The organism is Pirellula sp. SH-Sr6A (genome assembly GCF_001610875.1).
GTDB lineage: Bacteria > Planctomycetota > Planctomycetia > Pirellulales > Pirellulaceae > JBKCUI01.
This window is the reverse complement of sequence record NZ_CP011272.1, coordinates 530,782-547,621: the sequence shown is the minus strand read 5'-3', so window position 1 is coordinate 547,621 and position 16,840 is coordinate 530,782. Positions and strand designations below refer to the sequence as shown.

The 16,840-nt window shown below is 52.8% G+C and carries 22 protein-coding genes and 1 tRNA gene; 4 read left to right on the top strand and 19 right to left on the bottom strand.

The features are described from left to right. Nucleotide 1: 1 nt before the first annotated feature. From VN12_RS25600 to VN12_RS25595, 17 genes are all read right to left on the bottom strand, one after another. Nucleotides 2-154, bottom strand: a complete 153-nt coding sequence (locus tag VN12_RS25600; RefSeq protein WP_168164148.1) for a hypothetical protein — start codon at nt 152-154, stop codon at nt 2-4. Nucleotides 155-267: 113 nt separating this feature from the next. Next, nucleotides 268-1,179, bottom strand: a complete 912-nt coding sequence (locus VN12_RS01920) for a DNA methyltransferase (protein WP_146675247.1) — start codon at nt 1,177-1,179, stop codon at nt 268-270. Further along, nucleotides 1,160-2,641 carry a DEAD/DEAH box helicase gene (locus tag VN12_RS01915; protein ID WP_146675246.1) on the bottom strand — a complete coding sequence of 494 codons (1,482 nt, stop codon included), beginning with the start codon at nt 2,639-2,641 and terminating at the stop codon, nt 1,160-1,162. The genes VN12_RS01920 and VN12_RS01915 overlap by 20 nt, the downstream gene beginning before the upstream one ends. Beyond that, entirely contained in the window at nt 2,638-2,835 is a 198-nt protein-coding gene (locus VN12_RS01910; protein ID WP_146675245.1) for a hypothetical protein, read from the bottom strand. The genes VN12_RS01915 and VN12_RS01910 overlap by 4 nt, the downstream gene beginning before the upstream one ends. Then, nucleotides 2,832-3,917 carry a hypothetical protein gene (locus VN12_RS01905; protein WP_146675244.1) on the bottom strand — a complete coding sequence of 362 codons (1,086 nt, stop codon included), beginning with the start codon at nt 3,915-3,917 and terminating at the stop codon, nt 2,832-2,834. Before VN12_RS01905 ends, VN12_RS01910 begins: the two co-directional genes overlap by 4 nt. A gap of 158 nt (nt 3,918-4,075) precedes the next feature. Then, nucleotides 4,076-4,309 (bottom strand): hypothetical protein, encoded by a 234-nt coding sequence (locus tag VN12_RS01900; protein ID WP_146675243.1) that lies wholly within the window; start codon nt 4,307-4,309, stop codon nt 4,076-4,078. Next, complete coding sequence (locus VN12_RS01895) at nt 4,309-4,707, bottom strand: hypothetical protein (protein ID WP_146675242.1); 399 nt, start codon at nt 4,705-4,707, stop codon at nt 4,309-4,311. The genes VN12_RS01900 and VN12_RS01895 overlap by 1 nt, the downstream gene beginning before the upstream one ends. Before the next feature lie 2 nt (nt 4,708-4,709). Continuing rightward, nucleotides 4,710-5,501 (bottom strand): recombinase RecT, encoded by a 792-nt coding sequence (locus VN12_RS01890; RefSeq protein ID WP_146675241.1) that lies wholly within the window; start codon nt 5,499-5,501, stop codon nt 4,710-4,712. Continuing rightward, nucleotides 5,494-6,324 carry a PD-(D/E)XK nuclease-like domain-containing protein gene (locus VN12_RS01885; protein WP_146675240.1) on the bottom strand — a complete coding sequence of 277 codons (831 nt, stop codon included), beginning with the start codon at nt 6,322-6,324 and terminating at the stop codon, nt 5,494-5,496. The genes VN12_RS01890 and VN12_RS01885 overlap by 8 nt, the downstream gene beginning before the upstream one ends. Beyond that, on the bottom strand, nt 6,321-6,551 hold the full coding sequence (locus VN12_RS01880) for a hypothetical protein (protein ID WP_146675239.1): 231 nt from the start codon (nt 6,549-6,551) through the stop codon (nt 6,321-6,323). Before VN12_RS01880 ends, VN12_RS01885 begins: the two co-directional genes overlap by 4 nt. Before the next feature lie 316 nt (nt 6,552-6,867). Next, nucleotides 6,868-7,152, bottom strand: coding sequence for a hypothetical protein (locus VN12_RS01875; protein WP_146675238.1), 285 nt, complete (start codon nt 7,150-7,152; stop codon nt 6,868-6,870). Further along, nucleotides 7,149-7,502, bottom strand: coding sequence for a hypothetical protein (locus tag VN12_RS01870; protein WP_146675237.1), 354 nt, complete (start codon nt 7,500-7,502; stop codon nt 7,149-7,151). Before VN12_RS01870 ends, VN12_RS01875 begins: the two co-directional genes overlap by 4 nt. Continuing rightward, nucleotides 7,489-7,680: a carbon storage regulator CsrA gene (gene csrA, locus VN12_RS01865; RefSeq protein WP_146675236.1), complete on the bottom strand. Its 192-nt coding sequence runs from the start codon at nt 7,678-7,680 to the stop codon at nt 7,489-7,491. The genes VN12_RS01870 and csrA overlap by 14 nt, the downstream gene beginning before the upstream one ends. Nucleotides 7,681-7,856: 176 nt before the next feature. Further along, the gene (locus VN12_RS01860; RefSeq protein ID WP_146675235.1) at nt 7,857-8,327 is read right to left on the bottom strand and encodes a hypothetical protein; all 471 of its coding nucleotides are present in this window, start codon (nt 8,325-8,327) and stop codon (nt 7,857-7,859) included. Nucleotides 8,328-8,480: 153 nt separating this feature from the next. After that, nucleotides 8,481-8,690 (bottom strand): helix-turn-helix domain-containing protein, encoded by a 210-nt coding sequence (locus VN12_RS26735; protein WP_168164147.1) that lies wholly within the window; start codon nt 8,688-8,690, stop codon nt 8,481-8,483. A gap of 110 nt (nt 8,691-8,800) precedes the next feature. Further along, nucleotides 8,801-8,874: transfer RNA gene (locus VN12_RS01850), tRNA-Asp, on the bottom strand. 146 nt (nt 8,875-9,020) lie between these two features. Beyond that, nucleotides 9,021-9,515: a thermonuclease family protein gene (locus VN12_RS25595; RefSeq protein WP_168164146.1), complete on the bottom strand. Its 495-nt coding sequence runs from the start codon at nt 9,513-9,515 to the stop codon at nt 9,021-9,023. Nucleotides 9,516-9,814: 299 nt separating this feature from the next. Here VN12_RS25595 and VN12_RS01840 point away from each other — a divergent pair, with 299 nt between their 5' ends. The 3 genes from VN12_RS01840 (at nt 9,815) to VN12_RS01830 (ending at nt 13,305) form a co-directional block, all read left to right on the top strand. Beyond that, the gene (locus tag VN12_RS01840) at nt 9,815-10,087 is read left to right on the top strand and encodes an acylphosphatase (RefSeq protein WP_146675232.1); all 273 of its coding nucleotides are present in this window, start codon (nt 9,815-9,817) and stop codon (nt 10,085-10,087) included. Between the two features lie 88 nt (nt 10,088-10,175). Then, a complete protein-coding gene (locus VN12_RS01835; protein ID WP_146675231.1) occupies nt 10,176-12,368 on the top strand; it encodes an FdhF/YdeP family oxidoreductase in 2,193 nt (730 codons plus the stop codon). Between the two features lies 1 nt (nt 12,369). Beyond that, nucleotides 12,370-13,305, top strand: coding sequence for a metallophosphoesterase (locus VN12_RS01830; RefSeq protein WP_146675230.1), 936 nt, complete (start codon nt 12,370-12,372; stop codon nt 13,303-13,305). A gap of 30 nt (nt 13,306-13,335) precedes the next feature. Here the strand turns inward: VN12_RS01830 and tpx are convergent, their stop codons facing one another. Next, complete coding sequence (tpx, locus tag VN12_RS01825) at nt 13,336-13,854, bottom strand: thiol peroxidase (protein WP_146675229.1); 519 nt, start codon at nt 13,852-13,854, stop codon at nt 13,336-13,338. A 326-nt stretch (nt 13,855-14,180) separates the two neighbouring features. Between tpx and VN12_RS01820 the strand changes: the two genes are divergently transcribed. After that, nucleotides 14,181-14,879 carry a hypothetical protein gene (locus VN12_RS01820; RefSeq protein ID WP_146675228.1) on the top strand — a complete coding sequence of 233 codons (699 nt, stop codon included), beginning with the start codon at nt 14,181-14,183 and terminating at the stop codon, nt 14,877-14,879. 79 nt (nt 14,880-14,958) lie between these two features. Here the strand turns inward: VN12_RS01820 and VN12_RS01815 are convergent, their stop codons facing one another. After that, the gene (locus VN12_RS01815) at nt 14,959-16,620 is read right to left on the bottom strand and encodes a PP2C family protein-serine/threonine phosphatase (protein ID WP_146675227.1); all 1,662 of its coding nucleotides are present in this window, start codon (nt 16,618-16,620) and stop codon (nt 14,959-14,961) included. Between the last annotated feature and the right edge of the window lie 220 nt (nt 16,621-16,840).

Here is a 16,840-nt window from a genome sequence, read left to right as displayed (position 1 = left end):
ACTACGCCTCCATGCCTTCCTGAACGTCCGCAAGCTCACGCAATACCGCTTGCCTACGCACGTCTGTTTCCTCACGCTGGAGCCTACATACATCACACTCGCAGCGTGCGTCTATAACCCCAAACTCGCATTCCAAATCGAACACGTTGTTCATCTTCTGACCTTCCTTTTCTCGGTCCCTTAATTCCTACAAAACCTGACGGCGGGATTTGAACCCGCAACTGCTTAACGCCGTGTTGCCTGGATTAACACCACATCAGGAAAGCACTAAAACAATAACGCTTGGTCGTGTTCTGGCGTCCTGTTTTTGACCGCCGATGTAATATTCTTGCAAGCCTGCTTGTAATACTCTGGCTTTAATTCGCATCCGTAAAAACGCCTTGGGTCGCGTATCGATAGCTTCGTCTTTGGAGACTTGCCACCGACTGAAACAAACCCTTCAGAACCGATTCCAGTGAATGGAGAAAATACAACTTCGTCGGGATTAGAAAACAGCAATACGCATCGACGTATGACTTCCAACTGCAAAGGGCAGATATGCTTTGTATCGTCCTCGCTTTTAGCTGCTGCCGTGTTCAGCGTGTCTGTTTCGTGAATGTCGTCCCAGCAACCTTCCGCCCACTTAATCCAGTCGTTGCGGCTCACCTGATCTTTTGCATTTATCTTGACTGCGTTCTCGCCTGGTTTGCGGAACTTGATCAAGTAGTCTTGCAATGTTCCACGCTGCGCAGACCTGTCGGATTCAAGACCAGCAAATTGCAATTCACGGCTCCGAGTTCGGATCGCTTGTGCTTGCGGATTCTTTCTGACAGACCAGTCATATTCATAAATCAATCCGGCTCGCTCTCCAAGTCTGATATTGATTCCACGGAAATCGCAAAGACCAACGCCGCCGCTTCGCTTCATTCTAGGTATCTGGCAAACGTGGACGATTGCAGCCCTCCCTGGCTTCAACACGCGAGACAAACCACGGAAGAAAAACGAAAGGTGTACTCTCGCTTCGTTGTCCATCGCGTCAACGTTTCCGATGTCAGAAACCGAATCGGTGTATGCGTAAAGCGACGGGAATGGAGGACTGAAAACCGCAAAGTCGATCGACTCTGGCGGCATGTCGTCCAGCATGTGCGGTATGCAATCGCCGTTGTGTACTTCCCACTCTTTATCGTTGAAAACAGGCATGTCCTACCTCTCTGAAAAGTTCTTCTTGCTCTCTAGTGTCCGACTCAACTCTTCCAGCCTTTCGCAAAACGTTTTCGACAAAAGGCATCTCCAATTCCGTAACTGGTATGTGAACGTGCAGAGGTCGCGTTGAACCAATGCGGTTGGATCGTTTCACCGCTTGGTAATACTCTTCGTAAGAATCCTTCAACCCGCTGAAAATCTGGCGGGTGCATATCTGCAAATTCAAGCCGAACCCAAGGATCTTTGGCTTGCTGATCAGAACCTTTGCATCACCAGACTTGAACCGATCGACGTACTCTTGCCGCTTGTGTTCTGGAGTGTCTCCGCTGATTGATACAGCATCAGGAAAAACACGCTCTAGCGACTCCTGCTCTTCGTTGTAGTTGCACCAAATGATCGCTGATTCGTCCGGCCAAGATTCCACCATCGACTTAATAAACGATGGCTTGTTTGTCGCCATGCCCCCTTTGCCTTTGGCGATCTGCGATAGCTTTCCACGCTCTCCAATACCACCGACGCTAGTCGTCAACAGATTTCCAGTTAGTTGCTGTGCTGCTTGTCGCTGGTCGTCCGTTAGGTCGACGTGTTCGATATGAACGTGAATAGGTGGTGTGACTCCGACGTTATCCTTCCATCCGTATGTTGCTGGATTCGTTAGGAAAATGCTCCAGTCTGCTAGGTTTCGGTAAAACGGCTTCAATGCGTGCGGTTTTAACTCCCATCGGTTCTGCGTTTCTCCGCGATTGATAAAGTAGGACGCAAGAAACTCATTGACGGTCTTTGCTCGATCGAGAAAGACAGCATGGTTTGCGAACTCGATTCGATCGTTTGGAGCTGGAGTGCCTGTTGCGCACAACTTCCACTGCAACCCTCTCCCAAGTTCGATCAACCGCAATCCCCAAGCCCCGTAATGACTTTTGAGCATCGAAGACTCATCAAGGATCAGACCTTTTAATTGACCTGCAATCAACCCTTCTCGGATCGCTTCGTAGTTGGTCAATCCGATTTGGCATTCATGTTCGACCGTCGTATTCATCCAGTGGTTAAGATTGCTGGATGGAATGACTCCAACTCGCAAATCTGGATACCACTTCGCCGCCTCATCCATCGTCTGTTTGCAGACCATGAGCGGAGAGACAATCAAAACCTTGCCGTCGCTGGACTTTGCCGCATGTCTTGCAAACTCCAAAAGCATGAACGTCTTTCCTAGTCCGCAGTCTGCAAAGATTGCAAACTTTCGTTTTTGAATTGCAATCCGTGCAATGTCTTTTTGGTAGTCAAACAGGAACGAACTAGGCTGATAGTCTATGTTCGCGTCGATGCTTGAGTACCCAAACGCGGAACTGTATTCATCGGGCACAAATGCCGATGTGCCTTTGAATCGATAAACAGGACATTGCCGAACTTTCAGAAATGTTCGGTAGCTGTCTGTGGAATCGTACTTAAAATCAATAATCATACTTTTGTCAACTTGCTAACCGCCTCTTTCATTTCCTGCTTGCAAACTTGCGGCATCGCTCTCGGTTCAACACCAACCAGCCGTGCCGTCTCGTAAAACGCAACCTTGTTCGCCTCCGCTTCGTTCACCCCGCCATCGATAACCATGATTGCGACGCGCTCGCGGAACAGTTCGATGATGTCGGTGTCGGTCATTGCGTTTCGTCGAAGCATGTCTTGCAGAACTCTGCTGCAATACCGATAAGCCTTCGAAGCGACTCATAATGCCTAGCACCCTCATCGGTTGATAACGATGGCAATTCAAGCTCTTCTAAAAAGGTTCCAAATCGAATCATCTTCTCTCGATCTGGCTTCATTTCTTCTATTCTTTTTGCTTGCTCGGCTGCTTCGATGGCGTCAAGTCGCTCTTGCTCTTTTCTCTCTTCTTCCTCCCATAATCGTTGCTTGATGGCTCGATCTGCCTCTTCTCGTTCCCACTGCTCTCGATCTAGCCGATCCTTCTCAGCTTGAATCGCCGCCCGTTCAGCTTCGAGCTTTTCGCGTTCAATACGCTGCGCCTCTTCGATCTTGGCTCGCTCTTCTGCAAGTCGCTGCCGTTCTATAGCTTGCTCGGCTTCGATACGTTCCCGCTCGATCCGTGCAGCCTCATCGGCCTCTTTCCGTTGCCGATCTAGTTCGGCGCGTTCTGTGGCTAGGCGTTCTTCTTCAATCCGCATAGCCTCGCGTCGTTCAGCTTCTTCCTTGGCCTTCCTCTCTGCCTCTTGCTGCTCAAGACGCTTTGATTCTTCCCAGGCCTGCTTTGCGGCTGCAAAATGACTATCAAACTCCTCGTCGCTCCAGTCAGAGACAACCATTGGATTGATTCGCGAATTGACGGATGCCAATAGCTCTAAACGAGCGTCGATTTTCTTTCGCTTAGCTTCTTCCGCTTCCCGCTTAACCCGTTCTTTCTCTTCGTCCACTCGTGATTTCTCGGCCTTCAATGGCTCTTCTATTTCTTCGAGGCGTTTCGTGAGTCGCTTTGCTTCAGCGTCAACTCTTCGACCGTACTCAAGTGCATCCTCTTTCAGCTCCTTGCGGCACTTCTCGACATCAGTCCGAAGAGTTCGGCACACGGCGATTGCCTTTGTGCATCGCTCATAGTCCTTGCTGTCGAGGATCTTTATCCCTGTGAACTCGGCTCGGATTTCGTCAATCTTTGCATCCGATACGCGATACAAAACCGGAACAGACCCACTGACTATCAACTCTTGTTTTGTTTCAACTACAGTAGCCATAAATCACCTTTAGGTAAGAAAATTAAATGCCGGTGCACGTCCACGTTCCAAGACGCCACCGGCTGCACCGATTGGGCGAGTGAAGCAACCCGGCTCAAGTGCGCACCAGACCATTCAGGGTGTTCAGCTCCACCACCCAAGGCAGCCCAGCCTTTGTCTCAGTCAAATAAAGTCCCTTGCATCGGTTTCGCTGTGACAGCAACACTGATGTTGCCGCCTACCTCGACTAGCTTGCCGCTGTCGATTAACGATTGCAGTTCACGTCGCCAATGCTCAGCACTAGCACGCGGCCATGCTGCACCGCTTTCGCCTAGCATGGCTAGTTCTCCAGCAAGCTCGTAAATGCTCGACGGCTGTGCACCGCGAACGAATTGGAGGAGGTCGTCGGTCATTAAAAAGGAACCTCGACGTCTGCCATTATGCGATCTCTGATGTACCGCAGAAACCGAACCTCTTCCGTCGTGATTTCTTCGATTCCCCTTCCAAGAGCACCGTCGTAAATCACTTTTTCGTCAGTGCCGGTATTGTGGTGCGTCAGAAGATGTGACTCGATTATCATGCTGATGCAGGAAAGCCTTGAGTTGAGTCGAACTCTCTCCTTATCCGCCTTTGTACGCAACTGGTCTAGCAATTCATCCTGACGCTTGACCTTTGACTCGCACAGCGATAAGTTGCGAATTGCGATGTCGAAATCGTTTGCGAGCTGCTGGTACTTATCAGCCCATTCATCGCAAATCTTTTCTTTTGCGTCCAACATCACCTGGAGTTGTTGTTTCGTCGGTGTCTTCATGATTACTCTGTGTCTCCCGTTTCGTTCGCACCAATCAGCGGCATAGCAGCCTTGGAGAGCCTCTGCGTGACCGCCACGCTCACCGCATCGATAATCCTGTCGTCGTCTCGCTCCATAGCGTCCGCTTGCTCTGGAGACAAAGGCAGCCACTTGGAAGCCCGACGATAAACGGTCTTCTTCGCCATCTCGGTATAGTGGTCTTTCCACGGTCCCGAATTTCCTGACCTCGACTTCGCCTTTATCGCGTCGATTTCCGATGCCGTCATGACTTCGTGCTTCTCGATTCCGTCAGCCATCGTTACCACGCAATAGGCAGCTCGAAAATGTCCCTTGTGTTCCGGCTTATTTGCGTCGTCTCGGAACTCCCAAGGAATATGCTGGCAAACAGTCCCTAGCGAATAAACAAAGATGTCACCCTCAAAAACAACATCGGCATGGATCTTCTTGACCCATCCGCTTCGATACGCGAGAGTCACTAAACCCTTGTAATCCAAGACCAGCGTGCACTCAGTCCCGTAAGGAATGAGGTGCGCGTGGCGTCCGTCTGGCACCAGTCCCCAAGAGGACAAATCCAAAAGGCAACGCATGAAGCTTTCTGGCGTGCAATCGGCTAGCTTCGGAGTTCGGGACACTGCGTTGAGTGCAATACGCATCACTCGCTCCGGTGCCATGTGCTTGGGTGCAACGCTGGCTATCTGCGTCTTCAACGCGTCGCTCTTTAGCCAGTCCTTAATTCCGTTCGGCTTCTTTGCAATCGCCGTTTCCGGCTTCGCTTCTTTCGTTGCTTCACTCACTTACTTGCTCTCCTTCGTATTGATAAATCCCACTCTGATACCAACGTGGCAACGACAACGTGTTGATGCCCTTGGAAAACTCTGGTGACCAGTCGTCGTTTGCGAGTCGTACTCGATACTCTGCAATCAACGTCTCCAGTTCTTGCTCTCCCTTTTCGATTGCATCGAAATCCAGCTCGTAGATTGCCGATTCAAATGGTGCAGAAGTCTCAACAACGACGAACAGGAATCGGAAGTACTCGCCATACTTCTCCTGCAATGCGTGGCGATAGAACGCCGCTTGCCGATGGTAGCCATACTCCGCGACAGACTTGGAGAAAGCTGCTGGGCTGGCACCCTTTGCGGTCTTGATGTCGAAGCAAAGACGAGATCCAACATGCACCATGTCCGGCTTGCATCGGCAATCATAGTTTGCGAAAGTAAAGTCGATTCGCTCTTCTATGACCGACTCGGTAATTAGCTTTGCGAATAACTTAAAGTCTTGGTGCCATAGAATAGAACTCGCACAAAGCGACGCAAGCTGTGCATCTGCTTCGGTAACCAATTCCTTGCCAATCGCCAACTCCTGCGACTGAGCCCACGCTGCTTTTCCTTCCTTCGTTCGCCTGTCAACCTTCGGTGCAATGTAGTACCGATTAGGAATCTCCTCCGGCTCCAGAACAAGCGTATGCAGATAGCTACCAAATCGCATTGCGTCCGTTGGCTCTTCCGCCTCTCCGAGTATGTACCGCTGGTAAAACAGCCTTGGCGACCTCTTCAATAGCGACATCATCGAGTTGCTAATGCGGCTCGTGTCCGCATGGTATTCAGCATCGCTTTTCATCTCACTGCTTTCTTTCTCAAAGGAAAACTCGTGCACCCAATTAACTCTTGCGTTAAATCGTCGTAGGAGCGACCGCCCCCAACAGTCCCGTCTTTGTTTCGCTCGGACTCGACGCCGCTTTCGGAAACGATGACAAGCTTGCGTAGGTACGGGTCGTATCGCTCGACGTACCAGACAGCTCCGTCGCGAGCGACCCAGAACTCGGTGGGGAATGGTCGGATTGTCATACTCTGAACCGTCCTTTCCTCACGAAGTTTGTCTTCGCTCGGCAAATGCACCCTTTGCACTCGCCGAATTCAATAGTCTTCTTGTCCGCCAAACAGCCACACTCAGTGCACCGCTGCACGTCTTTCGGCTCTCGCTTCTCGTTGTTTTTCGGCTTCTTCTCCGACTCAATGCGGAGCTGCCGTTGAACTTTAATAATTTCAAACGCAGGGAAATCCATCTCCGCTATTTGCTTCGCTGTCGCGCCCTGTCGCAACAAAGTGCGAATCTGTACTGCACGGTCACTAGCCTTGCTGTATGGATTGACTCGCTTGATGCTCATACGCGAAACCGACCTTTCCATTGCTCGTTGACAATCTTCCGCGTGTGGCATCCCTGACAAACGCCATTAACAAAACACGGCTCGTAGCTCTTGTGACCGCATTGCTTGCAGCGTTTGCTAGGAGTCTTTTCATCGGGAAGCCTTTTGCTCCGCTCGTACTGCTCGATCGCTTTATAAACAAGCGTGCCTTTAAACCCCATCGCACGAAGTTCGTCCTTCGTCAAACCGTCGTGATACAGTTGCTTAATTCGCCGTAGCAATTCAAGATCGATGTTCATCATTTGCATCTAGACTCCACTAACGCTTCCAGCTCGATAGCCTTTTCGCAGTAATGCATGTATCCGCTTTGATCAGACAGGCACGTCAGCACGCTGATATTGCCGCTGAACTCTTTAATCGCAGCGTCTTCGAGTTGCTTTCGGTAAAGCTCAATACTGTGCTGCTTCGACAAACGCGAATGACGCTCGACGATTTCGTATCGTTCAATGGTCTCGCTGTACTTACCAATGACCTCAGCGTCGTGAATCTCGTTCAGCGGAACGTGAAGAGGTGCGCGAGCGACACCAAAGTATCGCGTGACTCTTATGTAGAAATAGAAAATCTCCGGCTCAAGAAAGTTAAACAGCCCCATTGCTTGCAAGCTCCTTTGCTTTTTGTTTCTTCTGATAGACTTCTTGTCGGAAGATCGGAATGTCTTTAGGTGCAGTTACAGCCAACCGAACCTTTCCACCTCGCACCGCAACGACTTCAACAAACACGTCGTCGCTGATCCGAATAACCTCGCCAACCTTCCTCGATAAAATCAACATCCATAAGCTCCTTGCTCAAACAGAATCCTTACCAAACCCTACAGCCCAACATCGGGAATCGAACCCGACTACAGACCACGCCCAATAATCTGTAGCCACGCCAATGGTGTTGGTGGATAACCTCGCCATGCCCTACCATGCCCAGCCAAGCCGGACCCAACCACGCCGCACCGAGGTTAGCTGCGACGCATCAGCAAGATTCCGCTCTCGCTGCCAAAGTGGTTCGGAATAATCGAGGCCACGCGATAACCGGCCGCTTCGAATTCTGGAATACGCTCACGCTCCAGCTCGGAGATAATCACGCTGGAGAATGGAGACGCGACGTCGTAAGCGTGCACGCTCTTGCCGGTCACATTGCACTTGCGTCTCCCGACAATGCGAATAAGGCCCATCGCGCAAAGATCGCTCGCTCTGCGTCGTATCGATCCGATCAACCCGATGTTGCTACCAGCGAAGTGCACGGCTACCTCGTTCGCAGTCGCAATACCAAGCACGCGAATCGTGCTCAGAAACTGGCGGCATCGAACGTTCAGCTTGTCAGCGATCTCGTCCGCTGCGTCGTGGCTCGTCTGTGGGTCGCTGCGACGAGCAAGCACGCTCACCGCAGTTGCCTCCTGTGCTCTTTCCGCGAATTCGAAAAGATCCATGACCAGTCCTCCGGTCTTAAGTCGTTAATCGACTTGGTTGGCAGAACGCCAAAGAAGTCGTTGTGGTATTCGGCTGGCGGCTCGTGTTCTACTACTTGCCGTCAGCTAACTGAAAAGAACTGTACCAGAATGCGGGACAATTGCAACAGGGATTTACGGATTTTCTTTCGGTCGTCCAGGACCACGCTTTTCGGTCATGTATCGATCGCACTCAGACCGCAAAACAACTAGGTTTTTGCCTAGTTTTTGTGCCTCAATCAGTCCTCTGTAGACATACCGACGTACCGTGTCCTCCGCAAATCCGAGGTAGTCGGCTGCTTCGGCAGTGGTCAGAAAGCAATCATTTTTTGTTTGCAAAGGCATTAGCATGCACCTATTGTAACTGGACGCGGGACAATTACAAACAAAGAAAAAGTTGCTGGGTAGAACTTGATTCCACAACGTGAACCAAACCAGCAACCTTTTCTTTAAGGCGAGGTCGACGGGTCTCGAACCCGCAACCTCCGGATCGACAGTCCGGTGCTCTAACCAATTGAGCTACGACCCCTTACATGCGGAGGATTATAGCCCTAGGTTCGGTCGCTGCAAGCGTACTTGAAGAGTTCCTAGTGCGTTTTTTTATCGACCGTAAGAGCGGGAGTTCCGGTTGTTCCGGCCGAACAAAATGGTGGGTTTAGGAAGGTGGAATGGGGCTTATTTCGAGGAGCCTGGTTCGCTCGATTTCAGTGTCGTTCCACCGGCGGATGCAGGGCGATCGGGAGTTTTGTTCTCACGACGATAGTCCCAAGGAGCCTTCGGGGTTGGCGTCGACCATAGCCCCAGTTTTTTCGATTTCGCCATCTCTTCGATCGCCGCCAATTCCTTGGATTGGTTGTAGCGTTTGAAATGCCACGCCATTCCCAATCGAAGCATTTCTGAGTTGATGTGAGTTTTGTTTTTATCGGTGACTTGCGCGAGCAATCGGCCGTAATTGTCCTTAGCCGTCCAGGACACTGTGACCACCGAATCGACCGGGAGCAATTTGGCGAGCGCCTGCTTGGATTCCGGTCCGTGGGCTTGAACCAGTTCGGGTGCGTCGATCCCTTCGATTTGCAATTCCATAGCCACCGGTTCCGGTTTGCGAAGCTCGAGGACGGACACCGAATCGCCATCGATCACTTTTTGGACGACGACCGTTGTCGTATTCATTTTTTCTACCTTGGTTTGCGCCTCAGAAGGTGAGTTCGAATTTTGAGCGTCGCAGAGTCCGGCAGTCGCAGCGAATACGGAGAAGGAAGCACAACGTATCGGCAAGGAAAGAAATGCCATGATGTATTCCGGTTTCGGAGGGATCGGTTTAGCGAAGGTACATTCCAAGGGCATCATTGGCGATGCGTCGAATGGTCCAGTGCAATATAACGGTTCGATCACGTCGACATGCTGGAGGGAGCGCCGCGCCTCCGCTAATTTTTGATGAAACATTTTCCAGAAGACAGCAAGGTAACAGAATGGCCCGGCGGGTAACCTGTTTTGTATCAGGTAGAGTACAAGGAGTCGGATTTCGATTTCACACCAAGGAAATTGCTAAGAGGTTTCTGGTGGTGGGTACGGTACAAAACTTGGAGGATGGTCGAGTGAAGATTGTCGCGGAAGGAGAGCTTCCAGAAGTCGAACAGTTTCTCGACGCAGTCGAGAATCCCATGGCTGGAAATGTGACCCGATCCGAGCGGTTTGAAAGCGAAGCATCCGGTGAATTCAACACGTTTGCCCCTATCTGGTAAACTGGTTTGGGTCCCTTTTGCGTCGACGACGACTCCTGCCACACTCCCCCGCACCCCAGTCGGCATCCCCCCTCGTTCGGAACATATTATGAAAAAGCTCAAGGCTGGCGGTGGCTGGCAAGCGGTTCGCTATACCTTTCGCAAAGGCATCGAAGCTGGTGGGCTGTGGAAGCTCTACAAGGCGTTGCGTTCCCGCAATGCGTGCAAGACCTGTGCGCTCGGAATGGGGGGCCAGCACGGCGGAATGGTCAATGAGCACGGTTCGTTTCCCGAAGTGTGTAAGAAGTCGATTCAGGCGATGGCAGCCGACATGCAGCCAGCCATCACCGCCGACTTCTGGAAGAAGCATCCGATCCATCAAATGCGGCAATACACACCCCGGCAGATGGAGATGAGTGGCCGATTGATCCAGCCGATTCTTTACGAGCAAGGCGCGGAGTCGTATCGCACCGTCACTTGGAACGAAGCGTTGGATCGGATTGCGGCACAGCTCAAGAAGCTGACCCCCGACGAAACCTTTTGGTACTTCAGCGGCCGCAGCAGCAATGAAGCTGGGTTTCTGCTTCAATTACTCGCCCGGCTCTTTGGGACCAATAACGTCAACAATTGCAGCTACTATTGCCATCAAGCGTCCGGGGTTGGGCTTCAATCGACGCTGGGAACCGGAACCGCGACGCTCGTTCTCGATGATTTAGAGGAGTGCGATACGGTTTTTATTATCGGTGGAAATCCACCGAGCAATCATCCTCGTCTCATGACCACACTCATGCACGTGAGAAGGAGAGGAGGGAAAATCATTGTGATCAACCCTCTGCGTGAATTGGGGTTGATCCGGTTTAAAGTGCCCAGCGATCCCATCAGCATGTTGTTTGGTACCAACATTGCGACGCACTATTTGCAGCCACATATTGGAGGCGATCTCGCCGCGATGGCGGGTATTGCGAAGGCGGTTCTTGAGCTTGGTGCAGAAGACACGTCGTACATGCGAGAGTATTGCGATCGATGGGAAGAGTATGTTGCCGGTATTCGCTCCACGAGTTGGAAAGAGATTTGTGAAAAGAGCGGTCTGACCGAGAAGGAGCTGCGGCAGGTTGCCGATGTGTATGCGGAGAGCAAAGGTTCCGTTTTCTCTTGGACAATGGGGATCACTCACCATACGCACGGTGTGGAGAATGTCCAAGGAATCGTCAATCTCGCCTTGCTGCGCGGCATGATAGGTCGCAAGGGGGCTGGCATGATGCCGATTCGCGGTCATTCCAACGTGCAGGGTATCGGTTCGGTGGGAGTTACTCCCAAGTTGAAGGATGAGATCTTCGATAATCTGCAAACACATTTCGGCGTGCGGCTACCGACTCAACCGGGGCGCGATACGCTCGAGTGCATGGAGGCGGCAGCGAGAGGAGAGATCAAGTTCACATTCTGCTTGGGAGGGAATCTTTACGGCTCGAACCCCGATTCTCAATTTGCGGATAAGGCGATGGCTTCTCTCGACATGTTGGTCATGTTGAACACGACGTTGAACACAGGCCACGCGAATGGCTTGGCGAAAACGACCATTGTCTTGCCTGTGCTCGCGCGCGACGAAGAGCCAGAGCCCACAACGCAAGAATCGATGTTCAATTTTGTACGCGTCAGCGACGGAGGACCAAGACGGCTGCCAGGTCCGCGAAGCGAGGTGCATATCATCGCCGAATTGGGGAGGCGATTGTTTGGCGATGTTTCCCCCATCGATTGGGGGGAGATGGAGAAGACCCAGACCATTCGGCATTGGATTGCCAAGGTGGTTCCGGGATATGAGCAAATCGAGCATGTCGGCGCGACCAAACAAGAGTTTCAGGTTGGAGGGCGAACGTTCCATACACCTGTATTCAAAACGCCGAATGGTAGAGCCCAAATGGTCTCCCATGCACTCCCCGAGCTTTCGGTATTAGGCCCTAACCAATTGCGATTGATGACCGTCCGATCCGAGGGGCAATTCAATACGGTGGTGTATGAAGATTACGATCTTTATCGGCATCAAGAGCGTCGCGATGTGATACTGATGCACCCCGAAGACTTGAAGAGAATGGGGCTCGAGCACGATTCGTTGGTTACCGTGACGAGCGAGGCTGGTCAGATGCGAGGTATTTTAGCTCGCGGCTATGACGACATCCGAGCCGGTTGTGCGATGATGTACTACCCGGAGTCCAATGTGTTAGTCCCTCGATCGGTGGATCCGAAGTCACGTACTCCACGATTTAAAAACATAACCGTCACAATTGCTGGCGAAGGCAGGGGTTAGAATGCGCATTTCTCGACGAACGATACTCAAGCAAACTGGTTACGCGCTGGCCGCCGCATCGGTACCGTACCAGCGTGTTTCTGCCTCCCTGGTAAACACCAAGGAGTCGTCGCTCACGATCGGGATCGTTGCGGATCCCCAGTATGCGGACATACCGACTTTAGGGACAAGGCATTATCGACAGTCGATCCGAAAGTTGACCGACGCGGTCGAGCACTTCAATGAGCAGCGTGTTGGGATGGCCGTCAATCTCGGGGATTTGATCGATCGCGATTGGGATAGTTTTGAAGCCATGAAGAGCGTGTTGAGCAAGGCCGCGCAGCCTTTCTATCACGTGTTAGGTAACCACGACTTTGAAGTGCAAGAAGCGAAACTACGCGAAGTTCCCGATCGAGTTGGCATTCCAGCCAAGTTTTATCGTGTCGCTGCGCCAGGTTGGCGTTTTTTGTTTTTGGATACGAATGATATCAGCATGTATGCCTCTGCCGATAACATGGACGAGCGACGCGAAGCGGAAAAGATTTTGCAGGAAGCCAAGGAGCAGAAGTTACCGCAAGCGCAGAGCTGGAATGGCGCGATTGGGAGCAAGCAGTTGGCATGGATTCGCGAGGAGTGCGTTCAGGCAAGCAATTCCGATGAGCGCGTTCTGCTTTTTGCGCACCATCCGATTTATCCCGATAACAGCCACAATCTCTGGAACGCAACGGCACTGAAGGAATTGATCGCGGAGCAGCGGGTGATCGCAGCGTGGATGAATGGTCATAACCATGCTGGGAACTATGGTGTTTGGGAGGAGGTTCCGATGATCACCTTCAAAGGGATGGTCGAAACCGAGTCGTCCAATGCATATGCGGTTCTCACACTAGAGCGGGATGGCTTGGACATCGCAGGCACAGGCCGCGAGCCATCCCGCCGAGTTGCGTTCCGAAAGGTGTAGTATTCGGAACATTCAGGCTGGATGCCGGGCCTAAAGTTGGGCCTTGAGGGCCTCGAGTGCGGGTCCGTAGTTCGGCTCTTGAGCGACTTCCGGGACGATTTCGGCATACACAACTTTGCCGTTGGCATCGAGGACGTAGACCGCGCGGGCCAGGAGTTTGAGTTCGTCGATCGTTAGACCGAACTTCGAGCCGAATTCACCGGATTGGTAATCGCTGCCGACCTTCATCGACTTGATGTCTTCCGCGCCGCAGAATCGGTTCATTGCGAAGGGCAAATCGCGGCTAACGGTAACCGCGTTGATTTTGTCTCCTAGGGCCGCGAGTTCGGTATTGAATCGCTTGGTCTGCAATTGGCAAATACCGGTGTCGAGTGAGGGGACGATGCTCAAGATCGAGGGCTTACCTTTGAGGTCGGCCAGAGTGATTGTTTTGAGTCCGCCTTCGAAGTAGTGGAGTGTGAACTCGGGAGCGTTGGCACCCACTTTGAGTTCGTCTCCGAGCAAGGTCATCGGGGAGCCTTTGAACGTTACAGCGCCGCTGCGTGCCATGGGAAAATCCTGATCTAGAGGAGGTTTTCGTTACAGGGCCAAGTGTCCTAGCCCCGTGCAAATCGATATCTTCGGCGGTACGGCCGGAGCGATTGCGAGCATAGGGGAAATCCGGACTGCGTCAATAGACTCGTGCCAACGGAGCAATCGCTTCGATCGATGTAATCGGAATGGCATTCTGGGAGCCGATTGGATTTTAGGGGAAAGAGATTCATTTCCGACCGAAACGGGGAGGTGGGAGGGTTGGGGTAAGTTTGCAATGGGACCGCAGTCAAGTAGGATAGGGTAGGTTGTGGCCCCTCCTCTAATTCAGTGCGGATACATCTATGCGAATGAAAACTTGGTCCATCGTCGCGCTCGTTTCAGCTAGCTTGTGCAATGTTGCATCGGCACAGGATCCACTTGACGAAATCTACGGCCGCGCCGTCCATCATTACTTTCGCGGGGATGTCGTCACCGCCGAAGCATTGTTGAACGAAGTCATCGCGGCGGGGAGCCAAGATCCTCGTGTCTATTTCTACCGCGGATTGGCGTTGGTGCGAAACGGCCAAGCTGACGCAGCGACCACCGATTTCCAAAAGGGAGCGGACTTGGAGATCGCCGGGAAGAAAGTTGTGAATGTCGGGAAGTCGTTGGAACGAATCCAAGGCCCCCATCGTATGGAGTTGGAAAAGGCTCGATCGCAGGCGAGGCTCGCGTCGCGGTCCAAGGTATTGGAAATCCAGCGTGCACGATACGAAGCGATGCAGAAGCAGGGTGGCGCAGCGGCTGGTGGGTTGGTAGTTCCTCCCCAGGTTGGCGTGCAGCCCTCTCCACTTGCTCCAAACGATCCATTTGTCACGGGGATGAAACGAGGAGAGCCAACGCCGGTTGAGGCACCTGCAACCCTGGATCCCGCTGTTCCGGTGCCAACAGGTACGCAGCCAGCGACCGAAACGACTGTGCCGGCTGGGGATGATCCATTTGGAACTCCTGCGCCGAACACCCCACCCGCATCGGACGATCCGTTCGGAACAGGCAACTAAGGCGCGGGATAAACCCGGCGTTCCAAGTTGCCGTTCGTTTCCATCGACCTAACTGGATTCGCAAGGTCATTGCCGCGGGTTACTTCGGAACCTTGGTGTTCTTCATCAGGATAAGGGATCGGTCGAGACCGTTGCGTCGATCCCTTTCAAAGGTCGGTAGAGTTCTTGCCAGGAATCCTGCAATATCAGAGCATCGCTGTGTGCTCATGTCTCGCACGATTTGAAGCAGGGAATTCTGGTTGAGGTGCGAGTAGGGCATCGTTCGGCGGCTGCGACCCCGGCGTGGGTTCGGTTCATAGACTTGTTCGTCGACGATGTCCGATGTGTACGCGATGAGGATCTCCGATGGCTGCAGGACGAAGCGATGCGGGATGAACGTGGGGTCTGGCGAAGTCGCGATAGGGCTGCAGCTAGCAGCGATCGGTCTAAAACCTCGTTCTGATACCACGAACGCGTGTACGTTCCCCGCGTTGCAAAGAGAGCCATAGCCCGTTTCGGGATTGATATAGAACAGAGCCATCGAGGCTTTCCAGTCGGCATCCTGCATACTCCAGTGGAGATCATTGATCGACTGCATGATGGAACCCAACGAGGCTTGTTGGTTCCACTGCATGCGCGTCATCGACTGGATACTCGTTGCCACCAGCGCCCCCTCGGGGCCTTGCTGATTCGCGTTGCCGACCAGCAAACCCAGCATGCGATTGGGGGTTGCGTCCCACTGGTGAAAACCGCCGCCGAGGCTGCCGTTTTGGAACGTCCAGCCATGCACATCGAAGTGTTCATGGAGGCGTTGCGCGTCGGGAAGCATGCTTGCCTGGGTCACGCTTGCGGTATCGATTTGCTTACGCATTTCTCGCGACTCTTGCAGTTCTTCGCCCAGCAAAGAGTGTTCGATTTCGTTCATGATTCGGCCGGACGCCAAATTGACGATTTCGACTTGGGTAGCCGAGTAACCGCGATTTTTCTCCGACCAGAACCAAACGGTTCCATAGGGCATATTTTGGGAACCGATGGGTGCGACGATTGCGGCACCGAAGTCCTCGGGGCTGGGCCATTCCGGCATCATTTCGATATCGGTGAGGAGAACCGCGTTTCCGAGGAGTGCTTCCAAGTCCCCGAGCGAGCCTTTCAGGGGGCGAGGTGGGAGAGTCAGCCGGCTCTTGGGCAATCCGATACAGGCTCGCATTTTCAGGGAGGTGGTTTCCTCATCGAGCAAATAGATCGCCGCAGCGCAGGCACCGATCGACTTGGAGGCGCTTTCGAGGATGGATTCTAAACGGTCCGCCGTTTCGCGATTTCGGTCTTGGGACGACGTCACTCCAACGGTGGTAGCGAGTTCGGCTTCTTGTCGGCGGACCGTTTCCTCCGCGCTCTCCAAGCGATCGACGAGGCCTTCGATGGCTTGGAGAAGCGATTGTGCTCGATCCATCGACACGGATGGGAGGTCGGAAAGATCGCTTGGATCGAGCAACCCGTCTTGAACGAGCGATTCCACCAGACGCCAGCGCTGGCCTCGAAGTCCTGTCATCACGTGCGGTGATGGGACGGCGCTGGAGTTCTCCTTTTGGGGGGACCGGGATGAGACTGACCATCCCGTGGCTTCGGAGAACGCTTTGAGTACACTGCGAATTTCGTCTTGTTCGAGCCCGGCATAGCTGCGGGAGCGCTGAACGGCAAGGGTGTCTCGCGATGACGAATCTTCGGCGTGGATTTTCAAATGCGACGGATACCTACGTTTCACGGTGGACTCGCTCGGGAAAAACGGATTTGGAAATCGGAAAGCTGTCGGCTCAACAGATTTTGGAGCGGTGAGACGCGGCTTCACGGAGGGTCTATCGTGAAAAGGGGGGCTGGGGGTGATGCGAAAGCTGGGGTGGGTGGGCAAACTCTCCGATTCTCCGCGGACTTTCCGGAATGTATGGAATTTGCCGTCTAGCGTTGCCGACGTTGACCGTGGAGTT